29 protein-coding genes are annotated in these 25,508 nt (G+C 70.2%); 19 read left to right on the forward strand and 10 right to left on the reverse strand.

Translation table 11 applies throughout. The features are described 5' to 3' along the window. Positions 1–33: 33 nt before the first annotated feature. The gene (locus tag AAID08_RS23345; RefSeq protein WP_395757838.1) at positions 34–2,088 is read right to left on the reverse strand and encodes a TonB-dependent receptor domain-containing protein; all 2,055 of its coding nucleotides are present in this window, start codon (positions 2,086–2,088) and stop codon (positions 34–36) included. Positions 2,089–2,259: 171 nt separating this feature from the next. On the opposite strand from AAID08_RS23345, the gene AAID08_RS23350 reads away from it, so the two are divergent. The 3 genes from AAID08_RS23350 (at position 2,260) to AAID08_RS23360 (ending at position 3,763) form a co-directional block, all read left to right on the forward strand. Continuing rightward, positions 2,260–2,475, forward strand: coding sequence for a SlyX family protein (locus AAID08_RS23350; RefSeq protein WP_006391018.1), 216 nt, complete (start codon positions 2,260–2,262; stop codon positions 2,473–2,475). A 360-nt stretch (positions 2,476–2,835) separates the two neighbouring features. Then, positions 2,836–3,195: a DUF4148 domain-containing protein gene (locus tag AAID08_RS23355; RefSeq protein WP_054500905.1), complete on the forward strand. Its 360-nt coding sequence runs from the start codon at positions 2,836–2,838 to the stop codon at positions 3,193–3,195. Positions 3,196–3,388: 193 nt separating this feature from the next. Then, complete coding sequence (locus AAID08_RS23360) at positions 3,389–3,763, forward strand: hypothetical protein (protein ID WP_064524811.1); 375 nt, start codon at positions 3,389–3,391, stop codon at positions 3,761–3,763. Between the two features lie 175 nt (positions 3,764–3,938). Here AAID08_RS23360 and AAID08_RS23365 read toward each other — a convergent pair whose 3' ends face one another. Beyond that, a complete protein-coding gene (locus AAID08_RS23365; RefSeq protein WP_116792585.1) occupies positions 3,939–6,233 on the reverse strand; it encodes an NADP-dependent malic enzyme in 2,295 nt (764 codons plus the stop codon). A 106-nt stretch (positions 6,234–6,339) separates the two neighbouring features. Here AAID08_RS23365 and AAID08_RS23370 point away from each other — a divergent pair, with 106 nt between their 5' ends. From AAID08_RS23370 to AAID08_RS23380, 3 genes are all read left to right on the forward strand, one after another. After that, positions 6,340–7,302 (forward strand): LysR substrate-binding domain-containing protein, encoded by a 963-nt coding sequence (locus AAID08_RS23370; RefSeq protein ID WP_054500902.1) that lies wholly within the window; start codon positions 6,340–6,342, stop codon positions 7,300–7,302. A 26-nt stretch (positions 7,303–7,328) separates the two neighbouring features. Further along, complete coding sequence (locus AAID08_RS23375) at positions 7,329–8,126, forward strand: AraC family ligand binding domain-containing protein (protein ID WP_054500901.1); 798 nt, start codon at positions 7,329–7,331, stop codon at positions 8,124–8,126. Positions 8,127–8,208: 82 nt separating this feature from the next. Further along, entirely contained in the window at positions 8,209–9,078 is an 870-nt protein-coding gene (locus AAID08_RS23380) for a DMT family transporter (protein ID WP_054500900.1), read from the forward strand. On the opposite strand, the gene AAID08_RS23385 is transcribed toward AAID08_RS23380, so the two are convergent. Further along, positions 9,075–9,545, reverse strand: a complete 471-nt coding sequence (locus AAID08_RS23385) for a MarR family winged helix-turn-helix transcriptional regulator (protein WP_054500899.1) — start codon at positions 9,543–9,545, stop codon at positions 9,075–9,077. The two genes, AAID08_RS23380 and AAID08_RS23385, sit on opposite strands and share 4 nt — an antisense overlap. A gap of 173 nt (positions 9,546–9,718) precedes the next feature. On the opposite strand from AAID08_RS23385, the gene AAID08_RS23390 reads away from it, so the two are divergent. Next, positions 9,719–11,119: an MATE family efflux transporter gene (locus AAID08_RS23390; protein ID WP_175142609.1), complete on the forward strand. Its 1,401-nt coding sequence runs from the start codon at positions 9,719–9,721 to the stop codon at positions 11,117–11,119. A 48-nt stretch (positions 11,120–11,167) separates the two neighbouring features. On the opposite strand, the gene AAID08_RS23395 is transcribed toward AAID08_RS23390, so the two are convergent. Beyond that, on the reverse strand, positions 11,168–12,058 hold the full coding sequence (locus AAID08_RS23395) for a LysR substrate-binding domain-containing protein (protein WP_144655397.1): 891 nt from the start codon (positions 12,056–12,058) through the stop codon (positions 11,168–11,170). Between the two features lie 123 nt (positions 12,059–12,181). On the opposite strand from AAID08_RS23395, the gene AAID08_RS23400 reads away from it, so the two are divergent. Together AAID08_RS23400 and AAID08_RS23405 are read left to right on the forward strand one after the other, a co-directional pair. Next, positions 12,182–12,592, forward strand: a complete 411-nt coding sequence (locus AAID08_RS23400; protein WP_064522614.1) for a hypothetical protein — start codon at positions 12,182–12,184, stop codon at positions 12,590–12,592. Then, on the forward strand, positions 12,589–13,359 hold the full coding sequence (locus tag AAID08_RS23405; protein WP_395756940.1) for a sulfite exporter TauE/SafE family protein: 771 nt from the start codon (positions 12,589–12,591) through the stop codon (positions 13,357–13,359). The genes AAID08_RS23400 and AAID08_RS23405 overlap by 4 nt, the downstream gene beginning before the upstream one ends. A 16-nt stretch (positions 13,360–13,375) precedes the next feature. Here AAID08_RS23405 and AAID08_RS23410 read toward each other — a convergent pair whose 3' ends face one another. The 3 genes from AAID08_RS23410 to AAID08_RS23420 all read right to left on the reverse strand — a co-directional run bounded on the left by AAID08_RS23410 (position 13,376) and on the right by AAID08_RS23420 (position 15,555). After that, positions 13,376–14,197 (reverse strand): SDR family NAD(P)-dependent oxidoreductase, encoded by an 822-nt coding sequence (locus tag AAID08_RS23410; RefSeq protein WP_054500895.1) that lies wholly within the window; start codon positions 14,195–14,197, stop codon positions 13,376–13,378. 170 nt (positions 14,198–14,367) lie between these two features. Beyond that, positions 14,368–14,523 (reverse strand): hypothetical protein, encoded by a 156-nt coding sequence (locus AAID08_RS23415; RefSeq protein WP_167517638.1) that lies wholly within the window; start codon positions 14,521–14,523, stop codon positions 14,368–14,370. 144 nt (positions 14,524–14,667) lie between these two features. Beyond that, positions 14,668–15,555 carry a LysR family transcriptional regulator gene (locus tag AAID08_RS23420; protein ID WP_336234915.1) on the reverse strand — a complete coding sequence of 296 codons (888 nt, stop codon included), beginning with the start codon at positions 15,553–15,555 and terminating at the stop codon, positions 14,668–14,670. Positions 15,556–15,665: 110 nt separating this feature from the next. Between AAID08_RS23420 and AAID08_RS23425 the strand changes: the two genes are divergently transcribed. Beyond that, a complete protein-coding gene (locus AAID08_RS23425) occupies positions 15,666–16,568 on the forward strand; it encodes an alpha/beta fold hydrolase (RefSeq protein ID WP_144655401.1) in 903 nt (300 codons plus the stop codon). A 117-nt stretch (positions 16,569–16,685) separates the two neighbouring features. After that, positions 16,686–17,018: a hypothetical protein gene (locus AAID08_RS23430; RefSeq protein ID WP_054500892.1), complete on the forward strand. Its 333-nt coding sequence runs from the start codon at positions 16,686–16,688 to the stop codon at positions 17,016–17,018. A 34-nt stretch (positions 17,019–17,052) separates the two neighbouring features. Here the strand turns inward: AAID08_RS23430 and AAID08_RS23435 are convergent, their stop codons facing one another. Then, entirely contained in the window at positions 17,053–17,589 is a 537-nt protein-coding gene (locus AAID08_RS23435) for a GNAT family N-acetyltransferase (RefSeq protein ID WP_054500891.1), read from the reverse strand. Between the two features lie 7 nt (positions 17,590–17,596). Then, positions 17,597–18,169, reverse strand: a complete 573-nt coding sequence (locus AAID08_RS23440; RefSeq protein ID WP_054500890.1) for a helix-turn-helix domain-containing protein — start codon at positions 18,167–18,169, stop codon at positions 17,597–17,599. 119 nt (positions 18,170–18,288) lie between these two features. Between AAID08_RS23440 and AAID08_RS23445 the strand changes: the two genes are divergently transcribed. From AAID08_RS23445 to AAID08_RS23475, 7 genes are all read left to right on the forward strand, one after another. After that, positions 18,289–19,809 (forward strand): phospholipase D family protein, encoded by a 1,521-nt coding sequence (locus AAID08_RS23445; protein WP_395756941.1) that lies wholly within the window; start codon positions 18,289–18,291, stop codon positions 19,807–19,809. Between the two features lie 80 nt (positions 19,810–19,889). After that, positions 19,890–20,585, forward strand: coding sequence for a 2OG-Fe(II) oxygenase (locus AAID08_RS23450; RefSeq protein WP_175142612.1), 696 nt, complete (start codon positions 19,890–19,892; stop codon positions 20,583–20,585). A 1-nt stretch (position 20,586) separates the two neighbouring features. Beyond that, positions 20,587–21,246 (forward strand): DNA oxidative demethylase AlkB, encoded by a 660-nt coding sequence (gene alkB, locus AAID08_RS23455; protein ID WP_064522622.1) that lies wholly within the window; start codon positions 20,587–20,589, stop codon positions 21,244–21,246. A gap of 141 nt (positions 21,247–21,387) precedes the next feature. Continuing rightward, entirely contained in the window at positions 21,388–22,374 is a 987-nt protein-coding gene (locus AAID08_RS23460; protein WP_269872235.1) for a formylglycine-generating enzyme family protein, read from the forward strand. Positions 22,375–22,424: 50 nt separating this feature from the next. Continuing rightward, the gene (locus AAID08_RS23465) at positions 22,425–22,811 is read left to right on the forward strand and encodes a VOC family protein (protein ID WP_054500885.1); all 387 of its coding nucleotides are present in this window, start codon (positions 22,425–22,427) and stop codon (positions 22,809–22,811) included. 6 nt (positions 22,812–22,817) lie between these two features. Continuing rightward, positions 22,818–23,627 (forward strand): AraC family transcriptional regulator, encoded by an 810-nt coding sequence (locus AAID08_RS23470; protein ID WP_064522624.1) that lies wholly within the window; start codon positions 22,818–22,820, stop codon positions 23,625–23,627. A gap of 81 nt (positions 23,628–23,708) precedes the next feature. After that, positions 23,709–24,074, forward strand: a complete 366-nt coding sequence (locus AAID08_RS23475) for a cupin domain-containing protein (protein WP_054500883.1) — start codon at positions 23,709–23,711, stop codon at positions 24,072–24,074. A 7-nt stretch (positions 24,075–24,081) separates the two neighbouring features. Here AAID08_RS23475 and AAID08_RS23480 read toward each other — a convergent pair whose 3' ends face one another. After that, a complete protein-coding gene (locus AAID08_RS23480; RefSeq protein ID WP_054500882.1) occupies positions 24,082–24,600 on the reverse strand; it encodes an MgtC/SapB family protein in 519 nt (172 codons plus the stop codon). Between the two features lie 127 nt (positions 24,601–24,727). Here AAID08_RS23480 and AAID08_RS23485 point away from each other — a divergent pair, with 127 nt between their 5' ends. Further along, the gene (locus AAID08_RS23485; protein ID WP_054500881.1) at positions 24,728–25,504 is read left to right on the forward strand and encodes a short-chain dehydrogenase/reductase; all 777 of its coding nucleotides are present in this window, start codon (positions 24,728–24,730) and stop codon (positions 25,502–25,504) included. Positions 25,505–25,508 lie beyond the last annotated feature (4 nt).

Consider the following 25,508-nt stretch of genomic DNA (forward strand, 5'->3'; position numbering starts at 1 on the left):
CCCGCCCGTGGCCGACCCGCGGCGTCCGGGCTGTCAGAAGCGATACGTTGCCCCCGCCCCCAGGCCAACGCCGCGTCCCGGCGCCGGCTCGTAGTAGCGGCCATTGCTCTCGTTGACGATGACCGACCCGGCATAGCGCCGGTCGAACAGGTTGTCGATCCGCGCGTAGGCGCTCAACGCCCACGGCCCCACCTGCTTGACGTAGCCGGTGGACAGCGCGGCCACCACATAGCCCGGAGCCGCCGCGTCATTGGCGTCGTCGGCGTACAGGCGGCTCAGGTAGCGGGCCTCGATGCCGGCCTGCCAGCCCTGCGGCGGCGTCCAGGCCAGCGAGGCATAGGCCGACTGCCCGGCAATGCCGGGAATCCGGTTGCCGGCGCGGATGGCGCCGCCGCCATCGTCGCGGTAGCGGGCATCGAGCCAGGTGTAGGCCAGTTGCGCCCGCCAGTGGCCGGCAAAGCGGTTGGACCAGCCCAGTTCCACGCCGTCGCGGCGCGTGCGTCCGGCATTGCGGAAGGTGGCGCGGCCGCCCGTGCTGCCGGCCGCGACGATCTCGTCATCGGTCGATACGCGGAACACGGCCGCGGTCAGTTGGCCGCCCGCCAGATCGGTCTTGGCGCCGACCTCGACGTGGGCGCCGAGCGCTGGCGCCAGCGCGAAATTCAGGCCCGGCTGGCCGCCGGGCCGGTACGACAGCTCGTTGAGCGTCGGGGTCTCGAAGCCGCGCCCATACGAGGCGTACAGCGAGGTCCGCGGATCGGCCTGGTAGCGCACCGCGGCCACCGGCAGCGCGCGGCGATAGCGCGCGCTGCCGCTGTCATCGCCATTGCCCGGCGCGAGGTAATGATCGCGCGAGCGGAACGCCACCGTGCTGTAGCGCAGGCCGGCATCCAGCGTCCAGCGCGGCGCCGCGCGCCATGACGCCTGCAGATAGGGGTCGGCGTTGTAGATCGTGTTGGTTTCATCGCGCCGCAATGCGCCTCGCACGCCAAGCTGGCGGCTGGCGCCGTCCCCCACGTAGTTCTGGTAGCCCTGGCGGTTCTCGCGCAGGGTGTCGTACGAGAAGCCGCCGACCAGCGTCAGCGGCCGCACCGCCGGCCCCAGTTCCGAGGTCCAGCGCAGGTCGGCCCCGCCATAGCGGCGGCGCAGGTCGATCACCCCGCCCGCCTGCGTCGGCGCCGCCTGCGCCGCGGGCGGGATGGCCTGGAACTGCGTGGTGTCGCGCTGGCCGTAGTACAGCATCAGGCGCAGCGTGTTGGCGCCGTCGACGTGGCGTTCGTAGACCAGCCCGCCGTGGGTCTGGCGCACGGTCTTGCGCGTGTCGTATTGCGTGGCCAGCTCGGCGCTACGCGGCGCGTCCTGGAACTGCGCGTACGTCAGGCCGAGCGGATCCCGGGCCGTCAGGTCGACGCTGTTGGCCACGATCGTCAGGCGGCTGGCGTCGTCCAGTTGCACGCCCAGCTTGGCGTTGCCCAGGTTCTTGCGCGCGGCGCTGTGGTCGCGGTAGCCGTCGGTGGTCATGCGCGACAGGTCGAGCACGTAATCCATGTCGCCGGACGTGCCCGAGGCCTTGGCGCCATAGCGCCAGGTGCGATCGGGGCCGGCCCAGGCCGAGGCACCGATTTCGGCGGGCACGGCGCCGTCTTCGGTATAGGCCAGGATCACCCCGCCCGAAGAATTGCCGTACAGCGCCGAGAACGGTCCGCGCAGCACCTCCACCCGGTCGAGCGAGCCGATGTCGATGTTCGAGGTCTGGCCCTGGCCGTCCGGCATGGTTGCCGGGATGCCGTCCACGTACAGGCGCACCCCGCGCACGCCGAAGGTGGAACGCGCGCCAAAGCCGCGGCTGGATATCTGCAGGTCCTGCGCGTAGTTCTGGCGGTTCTGGATCTGCAGGCCCGCCACGCCCGCCAGGCCTTCGGACAAGTTGATGCCCGGCTGGCCGCGCCGCATCGCCGCGCCCTCCACGATGTCGACCGAAGCCGGGGTTTCCAGCGGCGGCGTGCCGATCCGCGTGCCGGATACCGCTACGGGCGCCAGTTGCTGCGGCGTCTGCGATTGGGCGAGCGCCGTCACGGCTGGCGCCATGCCGAGCAGGCCATGCAGGAAGGAGCTGGCCAGGCCGCCGGGCCGGCGTCGTTGCTTCGCCAATCGAAAACCCCGCTGAAGGACCATGGCCCCGAGCCTCGCACAGGATGTCTTCAATGTCGATACGTCCGGGCCAGGGAACCCGCGCGGGGAATGGGTTCTAATAGCGCCATGGAAAACTCGCAAGACATCGAACGCCGGCTGCTGGACCTGGAAGTCAAGGCCAGTTTCGCCGACGACCTGCTGGAACAGTTGAACCAGATCATCGTGCGCCAGCAGCAGCAGATCGACCGCCTGCAACGCGAGGTGGCCGACCTGCGCCAGCAGGCGCCCGAGGGCGCGGCGCCGTTTCGCAGCCTGCGCGACGAACTGCCGCCGCACTACTGACCCCGGCCGCTCCAGGGCGCCCGGTCGCTCCCGTCTGCCCCACCACCCGCCACAACTCGCCCGGCCAGCCCGGGTCGCCTGCCGCCTGTTGCGGGCTTCGTGGCATCGCCACGACGGCCGTGCCATTCCCCCTGCTCCACGCCGCGCCCCAGCGAGGGGTTGCGCCGGCTATCGTTGCCATTGATGGCGACTAATTGCTCGAAATTACTCATCCCTTCCATTTATGGAAAAATCTTTTACCGATATACGGGTTTATCCCTAGTGATATCCGGCGCACTATGGAGCCATCGGGAAACAACAACGAACTACGACGGATAGGCCGCCGATTCGCTCCCTGGCTTCTGAAATCGGAGATTCACCATGAAAAAGACCCTTGCCACCGCTTTGCTGATGTCCCTGGCCGCCCTGAGCGCCGGCGCCTCCGCCTCGCAGAACATCGAACCGAACAACGTGCCTTTCCAAGGCGTCTACGGCACGCCGTATGAAGGCCCGACCCGCGCCCAGGTGCAGGCCGAGCTGGCCGCCGCCAAGGCCGCCGGCCAGGTCTCGAATGTCGAACCCAACGACATGCCGTTCCAGGGCGTGTATGGCGCGCCCCAGTCGGGCGTGACCCGCGCCCAGGTGGAAGCCGAACTGGCCACCGCCAAGGCCGCCGGCCAGGTCTCGAACGTCGAACCCAACGACCTGCCGTTCTCGGGCGCCTACCACCGCGTCAACTGAGCACGGCCTGACGATTTACCCCTCCCCTTGTTGTACCTTGGCCGCCCCTGCCGGGCGGCCTTTTTTGCGTGTGCGCAAGCCGCGCCCCCTGGCCGCGGACGAATGGAGACAAGACGCCGACGCTTCGCGTACCATCGGACCTGACCATCAATGGGCCGCCCGCGCGGCCCTGACAACAACGAGGGAGTCCGCAATGAAAACCATCCGTCTCATCGCTTTCGCACTCGCCGCCGGCGTCACCGCCGGCCCGGTCCTGGCGGCGCCCGCCGTCATGCTGAACAATGCCCTCATCACCCAGATTTCCAAGGCCGACAAGCCGGCTTTCCACGAGGCGGTGGCGCAAGCGCTGAACAGCGCCGCCGACGGCCAGAGCGTGAACTGGTCCAGCACCCCCAAGCGCAAGGCCGCGCCGATCACGGCCAAGATCACGCCGCTGCAGACCAGCACGGCGGGCGAGCGCACCTGCCGCCTGCTGGAAGGCGATTTCGCGCGCACCAGCACCACCGAAACCTGGAAGTTCTGGTTCTGCAAGCAACCCGACGGCACCTGGAAGGCCAGCGCCAACTGAGTCATGGGGCCGGCTTTGCCGGCGCCAAGAGCGCTTTCGTCGCGCCACGCCTTCGGCGGGCGCGCCCTCTCCCGTAGCCCGCCATCCCGAGCCCGATCGCCGTAAAAAAAACGCCCGCGTCATCATGCGATGAAGCGGGCGTTTTGCGATGCGGTCGGGCGCGACCGCGTGGCGATCAGCTTTCGACGCGGTTGGCGTCCAGCACCGTCAGGGCCGTCATGTTGATGATGCGGCGCACGGTCGAGCTGGAGGTCAGGATGTGCACCGGCGCGTTGGCGCCCAGCAGGATCGGGCCCACCGCCACGTTGCCGCCGGCCGCCGTCTTGAGCAGGTTGTAGGCGATGTTGCCGGCGTCCACGTTCGGGCACACCAGCAGGTTGGCCTCGCCCTTGAGCGTCGAGGACGGCAGGATGCGCAGGCGCAGCGCCTCGTCCAGCGCGCAGTCGCCGTGCATCTCGCCGTCGATCTCCAGTTCCGGCGCGGCTTCGCGCACCAGTTCCAGCGCGCGCCGCATCTTGGCGCCCGAGGCCGAGCTGCCCGAACCGAAGTTGGAGCGCGACAGCAGCGCCACCTTGGGCGCCAGGAACATGCGGCCCACTTCGCGGGCGGCGGCGATGGTGAATTCGGCGATCTGCTCGGCCGTCGGCTCATCGTTGACGTGCGTATCCACCAGCACCACGGTGCGCTCGTTGAGCAGCAGGATGTTCATGGCGGCGTAGACGTTGGCGCCGGGGCGGCGGCCGATCACTTCGTCGACGAAACGCAGGTGGTCGTGATAGGCGCCGACCGTGCCGCAGACCATGCCGTCGGCATCGCCCAGGTGCACCATCATCGCGCCGATCAGGGTCAGGCGGCGGCGCATTTCCACGCGCGCCATTTCCTTGGTGATGCCGCGGCGGCACATCAGTTCCCAGTAGGTGGTCCAGTACTGGTGGAAGCGCTCGTCGTATTCGGGGTTGGTGACCTCGACGTCCTCGCCCAGGCGCAGCCGCAGGCCGAACTTCTCGATGCGCGACAGCAGCACGGCGGGACGGCCCACCAGGATCGGTCGGGCGACGCCTTCGTCGACGATGACCTGCACCGCGCGCAGCACGCGTTCGTCCTCGCCCTCGGTGAAGACGATGCGCGACTTGCCGCCGTTGCGCACGATGCGCTTGGCCGCCGAGAACAGCGGCTTCATGAAGGCGCCGGAGTGGTACACGAACTGCTGCAACTGCTCTTCGTAGGCTTCCAGATCGGCCAGCGGACGCGTGGCCACGCCGCCTTCCATGGCGGCCTTGGCCACCGCCGGCGCGATGCGCACGATCAGGCGCGGATCGAACGGCTTGGGAATCAGGTACTCGGGGCCGAACGAGATGTCGTAGGTGCCATAGGCGGCCGCCACCACTTCGTTCTGCTCTTCCTCGGCCAGTTCGGCGATGGCATAGACCGCCGCCTTTTCCATCTCGCGCGTGATGGTGGTGGCGCCCACGTCCAGCGCGCCGCGGAAGATGTACGGGAAGCACAGCACGTTGTTGACCTGGTTCGGGTAGTCCGAACGGCCCGTTGCCATCACCACGTCGTCGCGCACGCCGTGCGCCACTTCCGGCAGGATTTCCGGCGTGGGATTGGCCAGCGCCAGGATCAGCGGGCGCGGGCCCATCTTGGCGACCATCTCGGGCTTGAGCACGCCGCCGGCCGACAGCCCCAGGAACACGTCCGCGCCCTCGATCACCTCGGCCAGCTTGCGGGCGTCGGTCTTCTGCGTGAAGCGCGCCTTGTCCGGGTCCATCAGCACGGTGCGGCCTTCGTAGACCACGCCTTCGATGTCGGTGACCCAGATGTTCTCCAGCGGCAGGCCCAGGTCCACCATCAGGTCCAGGCAGGCCAGCGCGGCCGCGCCGGCGCCGGACGTGACCACCTTGACCTTGTCGATCTGCTTGCCCACGACCTTCAGGCCGTTGATGAAGGCGGCGGAAACGGTGATGGCGGTGCCGTGCTGGTCGTCATGGAAGACGGGGATCTTCATGCGCTCGCGCAGCTTGCGCTCGACGGTGAAGCATTCCGGCGCCTTGATGTCTTCGAGGTTGATGCCGCCGAAGGTCGGCTCCAGGCCGGCGATGATCTCGACCAGCTTGTCCGGGTCGGTTTCGTTGATCTCGATGTCGAACACGTCCAGGCCGGCGAACTTCTTGAACAGCACCGCCTTGCCTTCCATCACCGGCTTGGAGGCCAGCGCGCCGATGTTGCCCAGGCCCAGCACCGCGGTGCCGTTGGAGATCACGCCGACCAGGTTGCCCCGGCCGGTGAAGCGGAACACGTTGGCCGGGTCCGCCACGATTTCTTCGCAAGCCGCCGCCACGCCGGGCGAATACGCCAGGGCCAGGTCACGCTGGTTGGTGAGCGGCTTGGACGCCACGACGGATATCTTCCCCGGGGTGGGAAACTCGTGGTAATCCAGAGCGGCCTGGCGGTCTGCTTGCGAATTCATGGGGCGGCGCCTCCTAGTCTATGACAGGGAAAATTCTAGGGCCGCAGGCATAAGGTGTTCATTCAGATTTAATATTGTCACATCACTTTTATCTTATGCCTTGTCTATGACACCGTTTTCCCCGGACGAGGTGCTCCGGAAGCTGACCTCGCGGCTGAAGATGCGCCACCTGATGCTGCTGCTGCAGATCGAGCAGCACGGCTCGCTGACCCGCGTGGCCGAGCACATGGCCACCAGCCAGCCGGCCGTGACCAACGCGCTGGCCGAACTGGAGAGCATGTTCGACGTGCCGCTGTTCGACCGCTCGGTGCGCGGCATGACCCCCACGCCCCTGGGCGCGGTGGTGCTGGCCCGGGCCCGGGCGCTGGTGCACGACCTGGGCCACCTGGTGCAGGAAATGGAGGCCGTGGCCGCCGGCCAGGCCGCCCACCTGCATGTCGGGGTGATTCCATTCGTCTCGGGACAGGTGCTGTCGGCGGCCATCGCCCGCACCCTGCCGCAGGGGCGCGGCATCACCGCCACCATCCACGAAGGCCAGGGCCCCGCGCTGCTGCGCCAGTTGCGCGACCACACGCTCGACGTGGTGGTGGGTTGGGCCACGCCGTCGGTGGACCTGCGCCAGATCGACTTCGAGGTGCTGTACCACCAGCCGCCGCGCCTGATCGCCAGCCGCCGCCTGGCGGCGCGACTGGGCCGCGCCCGGCTGGAGTGGAACATGCTGGCCGACCTGGACTGGATCCTGGGCACGCCGGACAGCCCGATCCGGGAGCAGGTGGCCGACATTTTCCTGCGCGCCGGCCTGGCGCCGCCCACGCCCTCGGTGCAGAGCGATTCGTCCAAGCTGATCGGCGAGATGATCGTCGCCAGCGACCGCGCCGTGTCCATCCTGCCGGCCGACATCGCCGATGAACTGGTGCGCATCGCCGGGGCGGCGATCGTGCCGTATTCTTTCGACTGGACCTTGCCGCCGATTTCGCTGTTCACCCGCGCCGACGGCCTGCGCCGCAACGTCGACGCCCTGTTCGCGGCGGCGCTGCGCGAGGTCTTCAGCCGCGGCGGGCGAGCCTGATCCCGCCCCCCCACCGGAGCCATGCCATGCCCGCCAGCCAGTTCGTCATGTCGCGCAGCGTCCTCGCCGGCGTGCAGGCGGTGGCCGCGCGCAGCGGCAGGGCATTCGCGCGGCATACGCACGATCAATACGGCATCGGCGTGATGCGCCATGGCGCGCAGGCGTCGCACAGCGGCCGCGGCCGGGTCGAGGCCGGGCCGGGCCAGGTCATCACCGTCAATCCCGGCGAGGTGCACGACGGCGCGCCCATCGGCGGCGAACGCGCCTGGCAGATGCTGTACCTGGATCCCGCGGTGGTGGCGGACGCGGCCGACGCGCTGCCGGCCGCCAGCGGCTTTGAATTCGAACATCCAGTGATGGACGCGCCGGCGTTGGCGGCGGACCTGCTGGCGCTGTATGCGCTGGCCGTGGGCGGCGGCGACGCGCTGGCGCGCGACATCTTGCTGGCGCGCGTGCTGGCGCGCGCCGGCGGCCTGGCGCGGGCCGAGCCGGCCGCTGGCGGCGCGTCCGCCGCCATCCGCCATGCGCTCGCCCTGATCGACGACGCGCCCGCCGCCGCCCTGTCGCTGGCCGACCTGGCCCGCGCCTGCGGCCTGAGCCGCTTCCAGGTGCTGCGCGGCTTCAGCCGCGCCACCGGCATGACGCCGCACGCCTACCAGGTGCAGCGCCGTCTGCTGCTGGCGCGCCGCCTTTTGCGCCACGGCATGGCGCTGGCCGATGCGGCGGCCAGCGCGGGCTTTGCCGACCAGAGCCACATGACGCGGCTGTTCACGCGCGCCTACGGCGTATCGCCCGGCCGCTACGCGCTGGCCGTCGCCGGCTGAATCCGCGCCGCGCAATTTCGTTCAAGACCGCGGCGGCCGTCAACGCCTACGCTGCGGCCTTCTCCGTCATTGCCGCAGCCTCATGAACCGTACCCTGCAAGGCTATTGCTGCCTGGCCGCCGCGATGGCGCTGGTCGGCAGCACCGTCGTCGCCAGCAAGATCATCGCCGCCGGCCTGGCGCCGTTCAGCGCCACCGCGCTGCGCTTCGCCATGGCGCTGCCCTGTTTCGCCCTGCTGTGGAAGCTGGCCGGCGCGCGCCTGCCGCGCCTGGCCTGGCGCGACTGGCTGCTGCTGGCGGCGCAGGCCATCGCCGGCAGCGTCGGCTACACCACGTTGCTGATCGCCGGCCTGCAACGCACGTCGGCGGTGGATGGCGGCGTGATCCTCGGCACGCTGCCGCTGGTGTCGGCCGGCATTGCCATCGCTCTGCTGGGCGAGCGGCCCGGCAAGGCCACGCTGCTGGCCATCGCGGTGGCGGCGGCGGGCGTCTGGCTGATGACGCGCAGCGGCGGGGCCCAGGATGGCGGCACCCTGGCCGGCAACGCGCTGGTGCTGGGCGCGGTGCTTTGCGAGGGCTTGTTCATCCTCCTGCATAAGCGGCTGCGGGCGCCGGTGCCGCCGCTGGCGCTGTCCACGCTGATGACCGCCATCGGCCTGGCGGTGTGCCTGCCGGCGGCCGTCGCCGAAGCGCCGTGGATGCGGCCGCTGCCCGCGGATGCGCTGCTGGCCGTGGCTTATTACGCGTTGGTCCCGACCGTGGGCGGCTTCGTGCTCTGGTACGCCGGCGCCGAGCGCGTCAGCGGCTCGGAAGCCGCGCTATTCACGGCAATCGCGCCAGTGTCAGCCGTCCTTCTGGCCGCGTTGCTGCTGGGCGAAGCGCTGTCGGCCGGCCAGTTGACCGGCATGGCCTGCGTGCTGGGCGCAGCGCTGGCGCTGGCCCGCGCGCGCTAGCCGCGGCTGAACGCCAGCGCGAATTCGTCGGAGAAGATGTCAGCCAGCGATACCCGCAAGGCGGCGGCCCGCTCCGCGCCGTAGGCGGCCTCGAAACGGCGCTGCGCGTCTTTCCACAGGCGCTTGGATTCGGCCAGTTTGTCGCGGCCAGCCTCGGTCAACGCCACGCGACGGCTGCGGCCGTCGCGCTCGTCGCGCGCCATGTGGACGTAGCCATCGCGCTCGAGCGGCTTGAGATTGTGCGCCAGCGCGGAGCGATCCAGCACCATCGCGCGCGCCAGGTCGGTCATGGACGGCGCGCCGGCGCGCGCGATGTGCACCAGGATCGAGTGCTGCGACACTTTCAGGCCGCAGGGCGCGAGCACCGTGTCGTACAACTGCGAGACGCGCCGGGTCGCCTTGCGCAGCGCGGCGCCGTTGCAGACCAGCGGGTCCGGGGGAATGGAGGGGGAATCGACGTCGGACATGATGGCTTCGGACGGCAGGTGAAAAGGGTACGCAACGGCGGGGCGGTCCGGCTGGGCAGCCGCCGCAGGCCGCCCATAACGCTACTGCCCCGCCGGATTCCAGTCTAGCGCAATCTTGACATATATTGGCATATGCACGTAAATTTTGCGGACTTTCCCCTCCGCCCCCCGCCATGCCCGCCTCTCCCGCGCCCCGCCCCGCCAATGCCCGTCTGCAGGCCATGCTGCACGCGCCGATCGCCCCGACGCTGGCCCGGCTGGCGTGGCCCAACATCCTGATGATGCTGGCGCAGTCCGCCACCGGCCTGATCGAGACCTGGTTCCTGGCGCGGCTGGGCACCCCGGTGCTGGCCGGCGTGGCGCTGGTGGTGCCGGTGCTGATGCTGATGCAGAACATGTCGCAGGGCGCCATGGGCGGCGGCATCTCGGCCGCAGTCGCCCGTACCCTGGGCGCCGGGCGGCAGCAGGAAGCCGATCAGTTGGTGCTGCACGCGGTGGTGCTGAATGCGGCGCTGGGCCTGCTGTTCTGCGTGTTGCTGCTGGCGTTCGGACCGCGGTTGTACCGCGCCCTGGGCGCCGAGGGCGCGGCGCTGGAGGCGGCGCTGGCCTATTCCAACGTCATCTTCGGCGGCATCGTGCTGATGTGGCTGATGAACGCGTTCGCCAGCGTCATCCGCGGCACCGGCAACATGCTGATGCCGGGCGCGGTGATCTGCGGCGGCGCGCTGCTGCTGGTGCCGCTGTCGCCGTGCCTGATCTTCGGCTGGGGGCCGTTCCCCGCGCTGGGCGTGGCCGGCGGCGGCTGGGCGCTGGTCACCTACTACGCCGTCGGCACGCTGGTGCTGGGCGGCTATTGCCTGAGCGGCCGCAACGCCGCGCGCCTGACCCGCTGCCGCCTGCACCTGAGCCTGATGCGCAACATCCTCAGCGTCGGCGCGCTGGCCACGCTCAACCCGCTGCTCACCAATGGCCTGGTGGCGCTGACGGCGGCGCTGGTGGGCGCCTATGCCGGCACCGCCGCAGTGGCCGGCTACGGCATCGCGGTGCGGCTGGAATACCTGATGATGCCGCTGGCGTTCGGCCTGGGCGCGCCGATGGTCGCGATGGTCGGCTCCAACATCGGCGCCGGCCAGCCGGAACGCGCCCTGCGCGTGGCGCTCACGGGCGGCGCGATGGCGTTTGCGCTGGCCGAGGCGCTCGGCCTGGCGGCGGCGCTGTTTCCCGAAGTGTGGCTGCGCCTGTTCGGCGCCGAGGACCACATGCTCGAGGCCGGCAGCGCCTATCTGCGCATCGTCGGTCCGGTGTACGGCTTCTTCGCGCTGGGATTCTCGATGTACTTCGCCTCGCAGGGCGCGGGCCGCCTGAAATGGCCGCTGTGGGCCGGCTTCCTGCGGCTGGCGGTGGGCGCGGGCGTCGGCGGCGCGGCGCTGCACCTGACCGGATCGCTGACGCTGTTCTTCCTGATCGCCGCGGCCGCCATGTGCCTGTATGGCCTGGTCATCCTGACCGCCGTGGCGTCCGGTTCATGGTTCGAGCGGGGACATCTGCGCAAGCCCGGGCTCGCGCAACGCTGAGCGCGCGCGGGACCGCCTCATGCCAAAACGACTCTCGCGCCGGCCCTGTCAGGCCTTGGGCGCGTCGCGCAGCGCGTACGCCACCAACTGCTGCGCATAGGCCGGCAGCTCGCCGCGCACACACAGCACCAGGTCGCGCACGGCCCAGTCGTCGACCAGCGCCACCCGCCGCACGCCGGCCGCGCGGCCGTAGCGCACCGCGGCCACCTTCGGCATGATGGCGATGCCCACGCCCTGCCCCACCATGCGACAGACGGCGTCGAAGCTGCGCAGCCGCACGCGGTACGACAGCGCCTTGCCGCCGCGGCGCGCATGGTGCGCGATGTGCTCCTGCAACGCGCTGCCCTCCACCAGCCCCACGAACTCCTCGTCCGCCACGTCGGCCAGCAGCGCTGTCGCGTGGCCCGCCAGCCGATGGCCTGGCGGCAGCACCAGCGCCAGCGGATCATGGCGAAAGCGCAGCACCCGCAGGCCGTGCAGATCCGTGGAATCGGCCAGCACGCCGATGTCGCAGGTGCCGGCGCGCAGGGCGTCGGCGATTTCGTAGCTGAGGCGCTCTTCCAGGTCGACCGAGACGCGCGGGTGGTCCTTGAGGAATGCGCCCAGCACCTGCGGCAGGTACTCGCTGAGCGCGGTGGTGTTGCACAGCACCCGCACGTGGCCCTTGAGCCCCTGACCGTAGTGGTCCAGCTCGCCGCGCATGCGGTCCATCTGCGCCAGCACCAGCCGCGCGTGATGCGCCAGCGTGCGGCCGGCGGGCGTGGCCTGCACGCCGCGATGCTCGCGCAGCAGCAGCGGCACGCCCAGCGTCTCCTCCATGCCGCGGATGCGTTCGCTGGCGGACGCCAGCGTCATGTGCGAACGACGGGCGCCCGCCGTGATGGAGCCGGCTTCCTGCACATTGAGGAAGAGCCGCAGATCGGTCAGGTCGAAGCGCATGCGAAAAGCGTAGCACGCCAGACTCAGGCTGCTCCATAGGCAGGCTCAGCGAGATCCCGATATGGATTCACCCCCTGCCGCGCGCAGAATCTGGCTGTCGATCATCCATCAAGGGGAATATCCATGACTCCCTCCTTCGCGCGGCGCGTTGCCGCGGTCGGGCCTGCCGCGCTGCTGCTTGCCCTGGCGCTGCATTCCTCAGGCCGGGCCGAAGCCAATAACGGTCTGTCGGCCTATGCCACGCCAGCGCAGAAATACGCCCTGGCTCTGGAAGCGCAGACCCTGGGCGACTATCCCGCCATGCTGACGTGGCTGCGGGCCGCGGCGCGCGAAGGCCATGCGCCGGCGCAGCGCATGCTCGGCATCGCCCTGGTCGGTGGCCCCGCGCTGTATGGCGCCGGCCAGCCCGCCGATCTGTGCGAAGGCCGCCAGTGGCTGCTGCGCGCCGCCAGCCAGGGCGGGGCCGACGACGTCGCCTATGCCCTGTTCGGCCGGCCGCGCGACCCGCTCACCGCGCATTGCGAGGCCGCATGAACCTGCACGAACTGTCCGGCATCGCCACGCCGGCGCTGCTGACGGCGACCGCCGCCGTGTTCGTCCTGGCCGGCGTGGTCAAGGGCGTGGTGGGACTGGGCCTGCCGACCATCTCCATGGCCATGCTGGCGCTGGTGATGGCGCCGGCCCAGGCCGCCGCGCTGCTGATCGTGCCGTCGCTCATCACCAATCTCTGGCAGGCGCGGCCGTGGCCGACGCTGACGCGGGTGCTGCGGCGCATCGGCGCGATGCAGCTCGGCGTGTGCGTGGGCACGATCGGCGGCGCGCTGTGGCTGGGCGCGCCGGCCGGCCACTGGGCCAGCGTCTGCCTGGGCGTCGCCCTGGTGGTCTACGCGGCCTGGGGATTGTTCGGCAGGCCGCCCGCGGTGCCGGCCCGCCACGAAGGCACGCTTGGGGTGGCGGTGGGCGTGGTCACCGGCGTCATCACCGCGGCCACCGGCGTCTTCGTGATTCCCGCCGTGCCGTATCTACAGGCGCTGAACCTGGGCAAGGACGGACTGATCCAGGCCATGGGCATTTCGTTCACGGTCTCGACCGTCGCGCTGGCGGCGGGCCTGTGGTTGACCGGCAGCTACAGCCCTGGCGCGGCCGGCGCCTCGGTGTTGATGCTGTTGCCGGCGCTGGCCGGCATGGCATTGGGACAATGGTTGCGCGACCGGCTGTCGCCGCGCGTCTTCAGGCAATGTTTCATGGTGAGCCTGGCGCTGCTGGGCGCCTACCAGGCGGCGCAGGGCCTGACCGGGTAGGCGGCCCCGCTCGCGCTCAGGCCGCCATGCGCCGCTCGTCGACGAAGCCGATCGACACGGACATCTCGCGCCAGCGCGCCAGCTCCTGCTGCACAGACTGGATCTTGCCGCGCGCCTGGTCGAAGGCGTCGCGCCCCAGGAACAGGTGCAGCGGCGCATACTGCGCGTCGGCCGCCTGGATCAGCGCGCGCGCCGCCTTGGCCGGATCGCCGGCGGCGGGATGCCCCGCCGCAGCGGCCTGTCCCGCTTCGGGATGGCCGCCGATCTCCTCCGCCCCCGCCCGCATCGCGCCGGGGTACACCAGCGACACCCGCACGCCGTGCGGCGCGGCTTCCAATGCCAGCGCCTCGGTCAGGCCGCTGACGGCGAACTTGGCGGCGCTGTAGGCGCCCCAGCCGGCGCGGCCGCCATCGAAGCCGAGGATCGACGAGATATTGAAGACGTGCCCCGCGCGCTGGGCGCGCAGGCGCGGCATCACCGCGCGCACCACATTCAACACGCCGAAGACGTTGATGTCGAAACTGCCGCGCAACGCCTCGTCGGACAGCGCTTCGAGCGGCCCGGACAGCCCCTGGCCGGCGTGATTGACCACCACGTCGATGCGGCCGAACGCGGCGATGGCGGTGTCGACCGCGCGGCGCACGTTGCCTTCATCGGCCAGATTCACTTCGAGCGGCAGGAAACGGCCCTCGAGCTTGGCGCCCACCGCCTCCATCAATACATCCACGTCGTCCGCCGTCGCCGCGACGTAGCCCCCCTGATCGAGCAGCATCCTGACCAGCGCCAGACCCAGGCCGCCCGCGGCGCCTGTGACAAACCAGATTTTTTCGGTGCTCATGCGATCTCCCTCTGCTTGCAGCCACCGGCAACAGGCCGGTGACCCGCCGTCGTCCATGGATTCACACGGAAACCATGGACCCCGGGCGTGAGAGGGATATTAAGAATCGCGTGGTGGAGCGTACAGGCTCGTTCTTGCGTGAAACCTGCCTATTTCTACAGCCTTGCGTCTCAGCCCAGCGCGCTGCGGTAGTGCTCGCTGTCGAAGCGCGGCGAGGTGTCGGCGGGCGGCGCCTCGGCCGGGGCGGCGGCCGCGGGCGCGGCAGCGGCGTCGACGCCGAAGAGGGAGAGTTCAGCGGTGACCAGTGCAAGCAGGAAATTTGCCATGATGATTCCTTTGATTCAGATGCCCGGACCGGCGGCGGCTGCGCCGGTCTTATAGAAGACATGGGCACCATCGTGCGGGACGCGGCGCCACGCGTCCATTTGGTTTACTCAATCAAGGCCATTGAAACAACGCAAGCCCGCGGCTCAACGCGCGAACCGGCGCCGCTGCCCGGTCTCGCGCACGGCCGCGACCAGGGCCCGCACCGCCGGCTCGGCCGAGCGTGCAAAGGCATAGAAGCGCGCGTTCGGGAGCGGCGGCATGCCGTCCTCGCGCGCCAGGGCGCGCAGGCCCTGGCGCAACTGGCTGCGCGCCACCGGCGCCACCGCGAAGCCGGCCTGCGCCGCGGCCAGGCAACCCGCCATGCTGGCGCTTTCGAACGCCGGCAGCCAGGCGCGCCGCGCCTTGCCCAACGCCGCGATCGCGGCCTCGCGGTAGACGCAGGGATCGGGAAACACCGCCAGCGGCACGCGCTCGCCCGGCTTCCACGGCTTGTCCTCGCTCCAGGCCCACACCAGTTCTTCTTCCCATAACAGTTCGCCGTCATCGTGCACGCGGGCGCAGCGCTTGCCGAACACCACGTCGAGCTTGCCGCGTTCCTGCTGACGCAGCAGGTCGGTCGTGACGCCCACCTTCAACTCGATCGACGCGCCGGGGTGCGCGCGGTGGAACGCCTGCAGCACTTCAGGCAGCCAGGCGCCGGCGAAATCCTCGGACGAACCGATGCACAACCGTCCCTTCAGGCCGGCGCCGCGCAGGCGGGCGCGGGCCTCGCGCTCGAGATCGACGATGTTGCGCGCGTAGGCGTAGAGGGTCTCGCCCGCCGCGGTCAGCTCGAAGCTGCGGGTGGTGCGTTCCAGCAGCACGGCGCCGGCCGTCGACTCCAGGCGCTTGATGTGGCCGCTGACCGCCGACGGCGTCAACGCCAGGGCATCGGCCGCCAGCGCGAACCCGCCATGGTCGACGACCTCCAGGAACGTGCGCAACAGGGTCAGGTCCAGCACCGCGCCGACCGGCGCCGCAGGGGTGTCCATGGGCGACTCCTAAATACGTGATTCATTGATAATAACCTCACATTATTCACTAATCGTGATTTCCGGCGCCGCTATCGTAGCCTTTCCCGATACCGCAAGGACGCCCGACCATGACCGCCTACGCCACCCTCCGCACCCCCCGGCTGGAAATCGCCTATCTGGAATGGAATCCCGGCGGCGCGCGCGCCGCCGTACTGCTGCACGGCTGGCCCGACAGCCCCGAATGCTGGCGCCCGGTGGCGCAGCGCCTGGCGGCCGAGGGCTACCGCGTGCTGTGCCCGGCGCTGCGCGGCTTCGGCCCGACCCGCTTTCTGGACGCGGCGACGCCGCGCAGCGGCGAGCTGGCCGCGCTGGGCCGCGACGTGCTGGACTTCATCGCCGCGCTCGGCCTGCGCCGGCCGCTGCTGGTCGGCCACGACTGGGGCGCGCGCGCCGCCGCCAACGCCTGCGGCCTGCAACCCGGCGTGGCCTCGCACCTGGCGCTGCTGTCGGTCGGCTACGGCACCAACGATCCCGCGCAGGCCCTGCCGTTGCCGCAGGCGCGCAACTACTGGTACCACTGGTTCATGGCCACGCCGCGCGGCGCGGCGGCCGTGCGCGAGGAGGCTCGCGCCTTCACCCGCTATCTGTGGGACACCTGGTCGCCGCCCGGCTGGTACCAGCCGGACGAATTCGACGAAGCCGCGCGCGCCTTCGACAATCCCGACTGGCCCGCGGTGGTGCTGCACTCGTACCGCCAGCGCTGGGGCTTCGAGGCCGGCGACCCGGCCTACGCCGAGGACAGCGCGCGGCTCACGCCCGCGCCGACACTGGCGCTGCCCACGCTGGTGCTGCACGGCGGCGCGGACACCTGCAACCTGCCGGCGACGTCCGAAGGCCGCGAGCGCTATTTCACCGGAGGCTATGAGCGGCGAGTGCTGGATGGGGTCGGCCATTTTCCGCAACGCGAAGCGCCGCAGGCGGTGGCCGCCGCGCTGCTGAAATTCCACGCGGACTGGCCCGTCGCCGACTGAAGCCCGGGCGCGACGACCGGCAGGAAAACGGGGAATGGCGGATAATCGCGGTATTTCCCGCCGCCCTCGCGGCGGCTTCTTGCGGGCGTTCGCGCCCGGCAGCATTCGGAGTCAGCTATGTATCGCGGCATTGAGGCGATCGAACACTTCATGGTATCCATCGGGCTGACCTGGCAGCCCGGCCGCACCGAGAGCGCCGAACTGCGCGCCAGCTACCGCATTGGCAACACCCGTCCGCTGGGCATCGACCGTACCCTGGTGGAATTCCACTGCGACAACAAGCGTCCCAAGGTCTGGGTGCCCGAGTTCTCGCGCACCAGCTTCCACCAGTGGTTCGAAGTGCCGTTCCAGGAATTCGAATTCACGCCGGGCGGCTCGATGCTGAAGATCAAGGCCGCCGCGCGCGGCAACGCCCCGCCCTACAGCGTGGGCCTGAAGCCGCTCGCCTGAGCGGCCTGCCGCGCCCGGCGCCCGCCGGGCCGCGCTACAACGGTTTGTACATGATGGTCGTGCCATCCAGCCGGTTCGGATCGCGCGCATCGCGGGCAAATCCCGGAATTACCCCCACCGTGCGGTAACCCAGCGAGGTATACAACGGCTCGGCGTTGTCGCCGGTGCGCGTATCCAGCGTGATCAGGCTGCGGCCGGCCGCCACGGCCGCGGCCTCCGCGGCCTGCATCAGTTCACGGGCGATGCCGCGGCGGCGGAAATCGGGGTGCACCAGCAGCTTGCGGATCTCGGCGCGATGCGGCTGGTTGGGCGGCGTATCGCAGTCCAGTTGCACCGAGCCGGCCACCCGTCCTTCCCGCATGGCCACCAGCAGCACCAGGCCGCCGCTTTCCAGCGGCGGCAGCACCTTGTCGAGCCAGAACGCGCGCGCCGCCTCGGGGCCAAAGGGCAGCACGAAGCTGACGCTGGCGCCCTCCTGCACGCAGGCGTGCAGCAACTCGCCCAGGCCGGGCAGCAGGGCGTGGGCCTCATCGGCGGTAACAGAGGTCAATGCAAGGGTATCGATGGACATGGCGGACTCAGACGATGAACAACAGGTAGCGGGCGCCGCTGTGCGGCGGGGTATCGAACGCGCTGGCGCCGTAGAGCTGATAGCGCAGGCAGTCGCCCGGCCCGAGCGCATGGGCCTGGCCGTCGACGCGGATGGAGAGCTCGCCTTCCAGCATCACCAGGTGGTGTTCCAGCCCGGCGCGCGGCGACTGTTCGTATTCGATATGGGCGCCGGCCGGCAATTCGCAGGCCAGCACTTCGCCGGCCAGCTTCTGCGACGGCGGCGACACCGAGCGGCGCCGAAAGCCCGTGGCGCCATCGACCCACACGGCCTGCGCCGCGCCCGGCACCAGCGGCGCGAAGTCGTCCTCGACCATGCGCAGCAGGCGCGACATCGTCATGCCATAGGCGCCGCACAGCTTGCCGAGCACGCTGGCGGTGGGGCTGACCTCGGCGTTTTCCAGGCGCGACAGCGTGGCGCGGCTGATGCCGGCGCGCGCGGCGAGCTCGTCCAACGACCAGCCGCGCTCGGCGCGCAGGGCCTTCAGGCGGCCGGCCAGGCGTTGGTCCAGGTCGAAATCGGGAGCGGGTGAATTTTCCATATAAGAGAATTTATCTCAAATATGGAATTCAATCAATCACCGCGTGCGCGCCTGCAACCCGACGCGGCCGCCGGCAATTCGGCACAATACGGCGTATGCACACAGCCCGATTCGTTTCCATGACCGTCCTCTGCCTGGGCATCCTGACGGGCTGCAGCCTGCCGCCCCTGGACTCACGCAGCGCCTCGCAGGCGCTGGCGCCCGACGTGGCCCGCGACACGGCGCTGGGCCGCGCCATCGCGCCCCTGGCGGCGCGGCATCCGGGCAAGTCCGGCATCCATCCCCTGGCCGACGCCCACGACGCCTTCGCCGCGCGCATGATGCTGGTGCGCGCCGCGCAGCGCAGCCTGGACGTGCAGTACTACATCTGGCACGACGACATGACCGGCACCATGCTGCTGGAGGCGCTGCACGCGGCGGCCGACCGAGGCGTGCGCGTGCGGCTGCTGCTGGACGACAATGGCACCTCCGGGCTGGACACGGTGCTGGCGGCGCTGGACGCGCATCCGAACATCGAGGTGCGCCTGTACAACCCGTTCGCGGTGCGTTGGCCCAAGTCCTTCGGCTACCTGACCGACTTCCGCCGCCTGAACCGGCGCATGCACAACAAGTCGCTCACCGCCGACAACCAGGCCACCATCGTCGGCGGCCGCAACATCGGCGACGAATACTTCGGCGCCACCAACGGCGTGCTGTTCACCGACCTGGACGTGCTGGCCGTGGGCGCCGTGGTGCCTGACGTCTCAAACGACTTCGACCGCTATTGGGCCAGCCAGTCGGCCTATCCGGTGGCGGGGCTGCTCAAGCCCGCCGGCCCCGATGCGCTGGCCGCGCTGGAACGCAAGGCCAGCGCCGTCGAGCGGTCGCCCGAGGCCGCGGCCTATGCCGAGGCGATGCGCGAGCTGCCGTTCATCCAGCAACTGCTGCGCGGCGAACTGGCGCTGGAGTGGGCCGACACGCGCATGGTCAGCGACGACCCGCGCAAGACGCTGGGCACCGCGCCGCCCGAGGCCATGCTGCCGCACCAGTTGCACGACATCGTCGGCACGCCGACGACCGACCTGGAGCTGGTCTCCCCCTATTTCGTGCCCACCGCCAGCGGCACCGAGGCCTTTGCGCGCATGGCGCAGGGCGGGGTCAAGGTGCGGGTGCTGACCAACGCGCTCGAGGCCACCGACGTGGCCGTGGTGCATTCGGGCTACGCCTCGCGACGCCGGGACCTGCTGGCCGCCGGCGTGGAACTGTTCGAAATGAAGCGTCAGGCGGGCGAAGTCGAGCGCAACAAGAGCATGGGGCCGTTCGGCAGCTCCGGCTCGAGCCTGCACGCCAAGACCTTCGCGGTGGACGGACGCAGCGTGTTCGTCGGCTCATTCAATTTCGATCCGCGCTCGGCGCGCCTGAACACCGAGCTGGGCTTCGTGATCGACAGTCCGACCCTGGCGCGCCACATCGCCGACGCCTTCGAGCGCGACATCCCGCGCAGCGCCTATCGCGTCTGCCTGGACGACAAGGGCAGGCTCTACTGGCTGGAACAGCGCGACGGCCGCACACTCCGACACGACACCGAGCCGGGCACGACCGCCTGGCAGCGCTTTTCGGTGTGGTTCGTATCGCTGCTGCCGGTCGAGTCGCTGCTGTAGGCGGCGGCAACATACGGAGTTCGGCGCCGGCCCGATGGCGCTAGACTGGACACTATCGCTTTTCCTATGCATCGCACCGCATGAGCAAGCTGGACACCCTGGACTGGAGCCGCATCGCCGCCGACCTGGACGCGCGCGGCCACGCCGTGGCCGCCGGCCTGCTCACGCCGGCGCAATGCGAGGCGCTGGCCGCCGGCTACGACGACGAACACCGCTACCGCAGCCGCATCGTCATGAGCCGCCACGGGTTCGGCCGCGGCGAATACAAGTATTTCGCCTATCCGCTGCCGCGCCTGCTGCACAACCTGCGCACCGCGCTGTACCCGCGCCTGGCGCCCATCGCCAACCGCTGGAACCGGCAGATGGGCATCGCGGTGGATTATCCCGCCGCTCACGCCGATTTCCTGGCCCGCTGCCACCATGCCGGCCAGCGCCGGCCGACGCCGCTGATCCTGCGCTACGGGCCGGGCGACTACAACTGCCTGCACCAGGACCTGTATGGCGAACACGTCTTCCCATTGCAGGTCGCCGTGCTGCTGTCGCGGCCAGGCCTGGACTTCACCGGCGGCGAGTTCGTCATGACCGAGACCGACAGCGGCGGGCAACGCGCCGAAGTGCTGCCGCTGCGCCAGGGCGACGCGCTGGTATTCACCGTCAACCAGCGCCCGGTGGCCGGCGCGCGCGGCTGGCGCCGCGTGGCCATGCGCCACGGCGTCAGCGCGCTGCGCGACGGCCGCCGTCACACGCTCGGCGTGATCTTCCACGACGCGACCTGACATGGGAACCAGCCTGAACCTGTTCAACGACGAGGAAACCGCGCAGACCGGCCGCGAACGCATCGGCGCGCAGTCAGTCGTGCTGCGCGGCTATGCGCTGCCGGCGGCGCGGGCGCTGCTGGCCGGCGTCGACGCGGTGCGCCGGGAAGCGCCCTTTCGCCACATGGTCACGCCCGGTGGCCTGCCCATGTCGGTGGCGCTGACCAACTGCGGCGACTTCGGCTGGACCAGCGACGCGCGCGGCTACCGCTACACCCGCGAGGATCCGCGCACGGGGCTGCCATGGCCGGCGATGCCGGAAGCCTTCGACACGCTGGCGCGCGAGGCCGCGCTGGCGGCGGGCTTTCCCGGCTTCGCGCCCGATGCCTGCCTGGTCAACCGCTACCAGCCCGGTTCGCGCCTGTCGCTCCACCAGGACAAGGACGAGCGCGACTACGACGCCCCCATCGTCTCGGTGTCACTGGGCATGCCGGCGGTGTTCCTGTTCGGCGGCCACGAGCGCGGCGACAAGGCCGTGCACGTGCCGCTGTTCCATGGAGACGTGGTGGTGTGGGGCGGCGTCGACCGGCTGCGCTATCACGGCGTGCTGCCACTGAAGGACCGCCCGCACCCCACGCTGGGCAGCGTGCGGATCAACTTCACCATCCGCAAGGCAGGCTGAGACGGCTTGCGCCGCGCACCCGCGGAAGCAGCCGGCCGATCGAGGCTGCCGGCCGGCCGCCATGCGGGTTCCCCAGAACTGGCGGCGGCCGCGCGACGGCCCTATTATCGGGCACCCTTGCGCCCTTTCTCCAGGTATTCCATGCGCCTCGCCTTAGCCCTGCTGTGTTCGCTGGCCAGCCTGTCCGCCATGGCCGCCGAGCCGCCGACACCGATCGAGAATTCGCTTGGCATGGTGTTCGTGCCATTGCCGGCGGGCACCTTCCAGATGGGCAGCGACGAAACGCCCGAGGCGCTTGCGCGCGACTATCCGCAATACCCGAAAGAGCGCTTCGCCCAACTGTTCGACGAAGCGCCGGTGCACATGGTGCGCATCACCCGGCCCTTCCTGATGGCGCGCACGGAAGTCACCGTGGGTCAGTTCCGGCGCTTCATCGAGGCCTCGGGCTATGTGCCGGAATCGGAAGCGGACGGCACCGGCGGCTATGGCTACAACGCCGCCTACGACCCCGATGCCAGCGAACGCGGCGACGCCTTCGAGGGACGTGACCGCCGCTATTCGTGGCGCAACCCCGGCTTCGCCCAGACCGACGCGCATCCCGTCGTCAATGTAAGCTGGAACGACGCGACCGCCATGGCGCGCTGGCTCAGCCGCGAGGAAGGCCGCGTCTACCGCCTGCCCACCGAGGCCGAATGGGAATACGCGGCCCGCGCCGGCAGCCGCGGCCGCTACCAGAATGGCGACGATCCGGCCGCGCTGCCGGACGTGGCCAACACTTTCGACGCCGACGCGGCGCCGCTGTGGCCGAAATGGCGGGCGTTCGCCGCCGCGCGGCGCGACGGCCATGCCTTCACCGCGCCGGTCGCCAGCTACGCGCCGAACGCGTTCGGACTCCATGACATGCATGGCAATGCCTGGGAATGGGTGTCCGACTGGTATGGCGAGGACTACTATGCGCATTCGCCCCAGGATGACCCGCAGGGCCCCGCCAGCGGCAACGTCAAAGTGCGGCGCGGCGGCTCCTGGCACACCTGGGCGCTGTACGCGCGTTCGGCCTACCGCAACTGGAACACCGTGGAAACGCGCTATCCGCTCGTCGGATTCCGGCTGCTGCGCGAAGCGGATTAATGTAGACCGGTTAGCATAGCCGCAAGCACAACTTTCAAAAGAGTCCCGACATGCATTCGCTGGGCCGTCTCGTCCTGCTCGTCAACGATTACGACACCGCCATCGCCTTCTACCAGGACAAGCTGGGCATGGAGGTGTTCGTGGACATGGCCGTGGGGCAGCAGCGCTACGTGCACCTGCGCCTGCCCGAGCAACCGTCGGTGGGCGTCTGGCTGCTGCAAGCGCAGACCCAGGCCCAGCGCGACCGCGTCGGCGACCAGACCGGCGGCCAGCCGGTGGGCGTGTTCTACACCGACGACGTCGCCCGCGACCATGCCCGTTTCGCCGGGCGCGGCGTGCGCTTCACCCGGGAGCCGGTGGACGACGGCAACGCGGTGTACGCGCACTTCATCGACCTGTACGGCAACGAGTTCGTGCTGGTGCAGATCCGGCCGTAGGCAGCCGTGTCCGCCCGCCCCGCCTCCCGCGACTGGATCGTGCGCCGCGCGCCGGACGACCGGTTCGAGCGCATCGAGGCGTATTTCGGCGGCCGCGGCTACGGCCTGCATCGCCACGACACCTACGCCATCGGCTGCACGCTGGCGGGCGTGCAGAGCTTCCACTATCGCCGCGGCCTGCGGCACAGCCTGCCGGGCGGCGTGCTGGTGCTGCATCCCGACGAGGCGCACGACGGCCAGGCCGGCACCGACGCCGGCTTCCACTACCGCATGGCCTACGTGCAGCCCGCGCTGATCCAGCGCATCCTGGGCGGCCGGCCGCTGCCGTTCATTCGCGACGGCATTTCCAGCGACCCGCGGCTTGGCGCCGCCTGCGCCGCGCTGCTGCGCAACGACGAGGGCGACGCCGATCCGTTGCGGGAAGACGATGCGCTCTACGACCTGACGCTGGCGCTGTGCGCCGCGGCCGGGCAAGCGCCCGCCGCCCGCCTTCCCGATTACGCCGCCGGCGAACGCGCTCGTCAGTACATCCACGACACCCACGGCATGGCGGTCTCGCTGGACGACCTGGAACGCGCCGCCGGCATCGACCGCTGGCGCCTGTCGCGCGATTTCCGCGCACTGTATGGCGCCAGCCCGTACCGCTACGCGCTGCTGCGCCGGCTCGACCTGGCACGGCGCCTGATCGCCGCGGGGCGGCCGCTGGCCGACGCCGCGGCCGAGGCCGGCTTCAGCGACCAGAGCCACATGACGCGGCGCCATGCCCAGGCGTTCGGCATGACGCCGGCGCAATGGCGCGGCACCCTGCGGCGCTGACGCTCGCCGCACAAACGTACAAGACGACGAGCGCGCGCGTCGCTACGCTGGGGCCTTCCATTTTCCGCCGAGGAACCCCGCATGTCCGCCATCGCCATCAACCTGGCCCGCAAACTCTCGCTGATCCAGGAACACTGGACGCCCAAGGTCATCGCCGAGATGAACGACTACCAGTTCAAGCTGGTCAAGCTGCACGGCGAATTCGTCTGGCACGCCCATGCCGATACCGACGAGACCTTCATCGTGCTCGAAGGCCGGCTGCGCATCGAACTGCGCGACGGCCACATCGACCTGGGGCCCGGCGAGATGGCCGTGATTCCCAAGGGGGTCGAGCACAAGCCCTGTGCCGAAGACGAGGTGCACGCCATGCTGATCGAGCCGCGCGGCGTGCGCAATACCGGCGACCACGGCGGCGAGCGCAGCGCGCCCAACGACGTCTGGATCTGAGGCCGCCTCAGGGGCGGTCGCGCTCGATCACCCGCTTCTCGTTCTTGCCGGCGATGCGCGCCTCGACCCGCCGCAGCACCGCCAGCACGAACAGCGCCATCGCCGTGCTGGCCACGGCCGTGGCTTCGCGGCCCATGCCGGCGGCCACGCCGATGGCGGCGGTCATCCAGATGCTGGCGGAGGTCGTCAGGCCGCGGATCTCGCGTTCGTCGCTGAGCTTGATGATGGCGCCGGCGCCGAGAAAGCCGATGCCGGCGATGACGCCCTGCAGCACGCGGCTGAGGTCGCCGACCGCCATGCCGTTCTGCAGCGGCACCAGCACGAAGATGGCCGCGCCCAGCGCCACCAGCATGTGAGTGCGCAGGCCGGCGGCCTTGCCGCTGCGTTCGCGCTCGTACCCGAGCAGGCCGCCCAGAATCACCGCCATGCCCAGCCGCAGCACGATGCGGGTGGCTTCGCCGGCATCGGGGATGTCGGCGAATTCGCTGCGCAAGGTGCTCCAGACTTCCAGCCAGATTTCCGCCATCGCCGTCTCCCGCGTCCAGGTATGCGGCGTTCAGCATAGCAGGCTGGCGCTGGCGTCGCGCCGGCCATCCGGTTTACAACGTCATCCTGGTCCGCGCTATGACGGACGCGATCGCGAGGAGCTTGGGATGGATCTGCAACTGGAGGGCAAACGCGTACTGGTGACGGGCGCGTCCAAGGGGATAGGCCTGGCTTGCGCCCTGGCGTTCGCGCGGGAAGGCGCCGAGCCGATCCTGGCGGCGCGCGACGACGCGGCGCTGCGGGCCGCGGCCGCCGCGATCGCCGCGCAGACCGGCCGGCAGGCCCGCACGCTGGCGGTCGATCTGGCGCAGCCGGGCGCGGCTGCGCGCGTGGTGGAACACACCGGCGTCGTCGACATCCTCGTCAACAACGCCGGCGCGGTGCCCGGCGGCGCGCTGGATCAGGTCGATGACGGGCGCTGGCGCGCCGGCTGGGACCTGAAGGTGCATGGCTACATCGACCTGGCGCGTCACTATTACCCGTTGATGCGCACCGCCGGCAACGGCGTCATCGCCAACATCATCGGCATGGCCGGCGCGGCCCCGCGCGCCGACTACATCTGCGGCGCGGCCGCCAACGCCTCTTTGATCGCATTCACGCGCGCCCTGGGCGGCGACGGGCCGCGCCACGGCGTGCGCGTGTTCGGCGTGAATCCGTCGCGCACGCGCACCGACCGCGTGTTGACGCTGGCCAGGCAGCGCGCGCAGGCCCGCTGGGGCGATGAATCGCGCTGGCAGGAAACCCTGCACGACCTGCCCTTCGGCCGCCTGATGGAACCCGGCGAGGTGGCCGACATGGTGGTGTTCGGCGCCTCGCCGCGCGCCGGCTACCTGAGCGGCACGGTGATCGACCTGGACGGCGGCGAGCAGTACGCCGGCCGCTGACCCG

Origin of the sequence: Achromobacter sp. EB05, assembly GCF_044232075.1 — a bacterium.
In the GTDB taxonomy this organism is placed as follows: Bacteria; Pseudomonadota; Gammaproteobacteria; order Burkholderiales; family Burkholderiaceae_B; genus Achromobacter; species Achromobacter dolens.

Excerpts from the sequence above, each read along its gene's own strand:
- AAID08_RS23405 (WP_395756940.1), top strand. The coding sequence starts at position 12,589 with ATGAACCTGCACGAACTGTCCGGCATCGCCACGCCGGCGCTGCTGACG.
- AAID08_RS23390 (WP_175142609.1), top strand. The coding sequence starts at position 9,719 with ATGCCCGCCTCTCCCGCGCCCCGCCCCGCCAATGCCCGTCTGCAGGCC.
- AAID08_RS23415 (WP_167517638.1), bottom strand. The coding sequence starts at position 14,523 with ATGGCAAATTTCCTGCTTGCACTGGTCACCGCTGAACTCTCCCTCTTC.
- AAID08_RS23425 (WP_144655401.1), top strand. The coding sequence starts at position 15,666 with ATGACCGCCTACGCCACCCTCCGCACCCCCCGGCTGGAAATCGCCTAT.
- alkB (WP_064522622.1), top strand. The coding sequence starts at position 20,587 with ATGGGAACCAGCCTGAACCTGTTCAACGACGAGGAAACCGCGCAGACC.
- AAID08_RS23395 (WP_144655397.1), bottom strand. The coding sequence starts at position 12,058 with ATGCGCTTCGACCTGACCGATCTGCGGCTCTTCCTCAATGTGCAGGAA.
- AAID08_RS23440 (WP_054500890.1), bottom strand. The coding sequence starts at position 18,169 with ATGGAAAATTCACCCGCTCCCGATTTCGACCTGGACCAACGCCTGGCC.
- AAID08_RS23385 (WP_054500899.1), bottom strand. The coding sequence starts at position 9,545 with ATGTCCGACGTCGATTCCCCCTCCATTCCCCCGGACCCGCTGGTCTGC.
- AAID08_RS23485 (WP_054500881.1), top strand. The coding sequence starts at position 24,728 with ATGGATCTGCAACTGGAGGGCAAACGCGTACTGGTGACGGGCGCGTCC.
- AAID08_RS23420 (WP_336234915.1), bottom strand. The coding sequence starts at position 15,555 with ATGGACACCCCTGCGGCGCCGGTCGGCGCGGTGCTGGACCTGACCCTG.
- AAID08_RS23375 (WP_054500901.1), top strand. The coding sequence starts at position 7,329 with ATGCCCGCCAGCCAGTTCGTCATGTCGCGCAGCGTCCTCGCCGGCGTG.
- AAID08_RS23355 (WP_054500905.1), top strand. The coding sequence starts at position 2,836 with ATGAAAAAGACCCTTGCCACCGCTTTGCTGATGTCCCTGGCCGCCCTG.
- AAID08_RS23380 (WP_054500900.1), top strand. The coding sequence starts at position 8,209 with ATGAACCGTACCCTGCAAGGCTATTGCTGCCTGGCCGCCGCGATGGCG.
- AAID08_RS23345 (WP_395757838.1), bottom strand. The coding sequence starts at position 2,088 with ATGGCGCCAGCCGTGACGGCGCTCGCCCAATCGCAGACGCCGCAGCAA.
- AAID08_RS23370 (WP_054500902.1), top strand. The coding sequence starts at position 6,340 with ATGACACCGTTTTCCCCGGACGAGGTGCTCCGGAAGCTGACCTCGCGG.
- AAID08_RS23400 (WP_064522614.1), top strand. The coding sequence starts at position 12,182 with ATGACTCCCTCCTTCGCGCGGCGCGTTGCCGCGGTCGGGCCTGCCGCG.
- AAID08_RS23480 (WP_054500882.1), bottom strand. The coding sequence starts at position 24,600 with ATGGCGGAAATCTGGCTGGAAGTCTGGAGCACCTTGCGCAGCGAATTC.
- AAID08_RS23475 (WP_054500883.1), top strand. The coding sequence starts at position 23,709 with ATGTCCGCCATCGCCATCAACCTGGCCCGCAAACTCTCGCTGATCCAG.
- AAID08_RS23360 (WP_064524811.1), top strand. The coding sequence starts at position 3,389 with ATGAAAACCATCCGTCTCATCGCTTTCGCACTCGCCGCCGGCGTCACC.
- AAID08_RS23365 (WP_116792585.1), bottom strand. The coding sequence starts at position 6,233 with ATGAATTCGCAAGCAGACCGCCAGGCCGCTCTGGATTACCACGAGTTT.
- AAID08_RS23445 (WP_395756941.1), top strand. The coding sequence starts at position 18,289 with ATGACCGTCCTCTGCCTGGGCATCCTGACGGGCTGCAGCCTGCCGCCC.
- AAID08_RS23435 (WP_054500891.1), bottom strand. The coding sequence starts at position 17,589 with ATGTCCATCGATACCCTTGCATTGACCTCTGTTACCGCCGATGAGGCC.
- AAID08_RS23460 (WP_269872235.1), top strand. The coding sequence starts at position 21,388 with ATGCGCCTCGCCTTAGCCCTGCTGTGTTCGCTGGCCAGCCTGTCCGCC.
- AAID08_RS23430 (WP_054500892.1), top strand. The coding sequence starts at position 16,686 with ATGTATCGCGGCATTGAGGCGATCGAACACTTCATGGTATCCATCGGG.
- AAID08_RS23450 (WP_175142612.1), top strand. The coding sequence starts at position 19,890 with ATGAGCAAGCTGGACACCCTGGACTGGAGCCGCATCGCCGCCGACCTG.
- AAID08_RS23465 (WP_054500885.1), top strand. The coding sequence starts at position 22,425 with ATGCATTCGCTGGGCCGTCTCGTCCTGCTCGTCAACGATTACGACACC.
- AAID08_RS23410 (WP_054500895.1), bottom strand. The coding sequence starts at position 14,197 with ATGAGCACCGAAAAAATCTGGTTTGTCACAGGCGCCGCGGGCGGCCTG.
- AAID08_RS23350 (WP_006391018.1), top strand. The coding sequence starts at position 2,260 with ATGGAAAACTCGCAAGACATCGAACGCCGGCTGCTGGACCTGGAAGTC.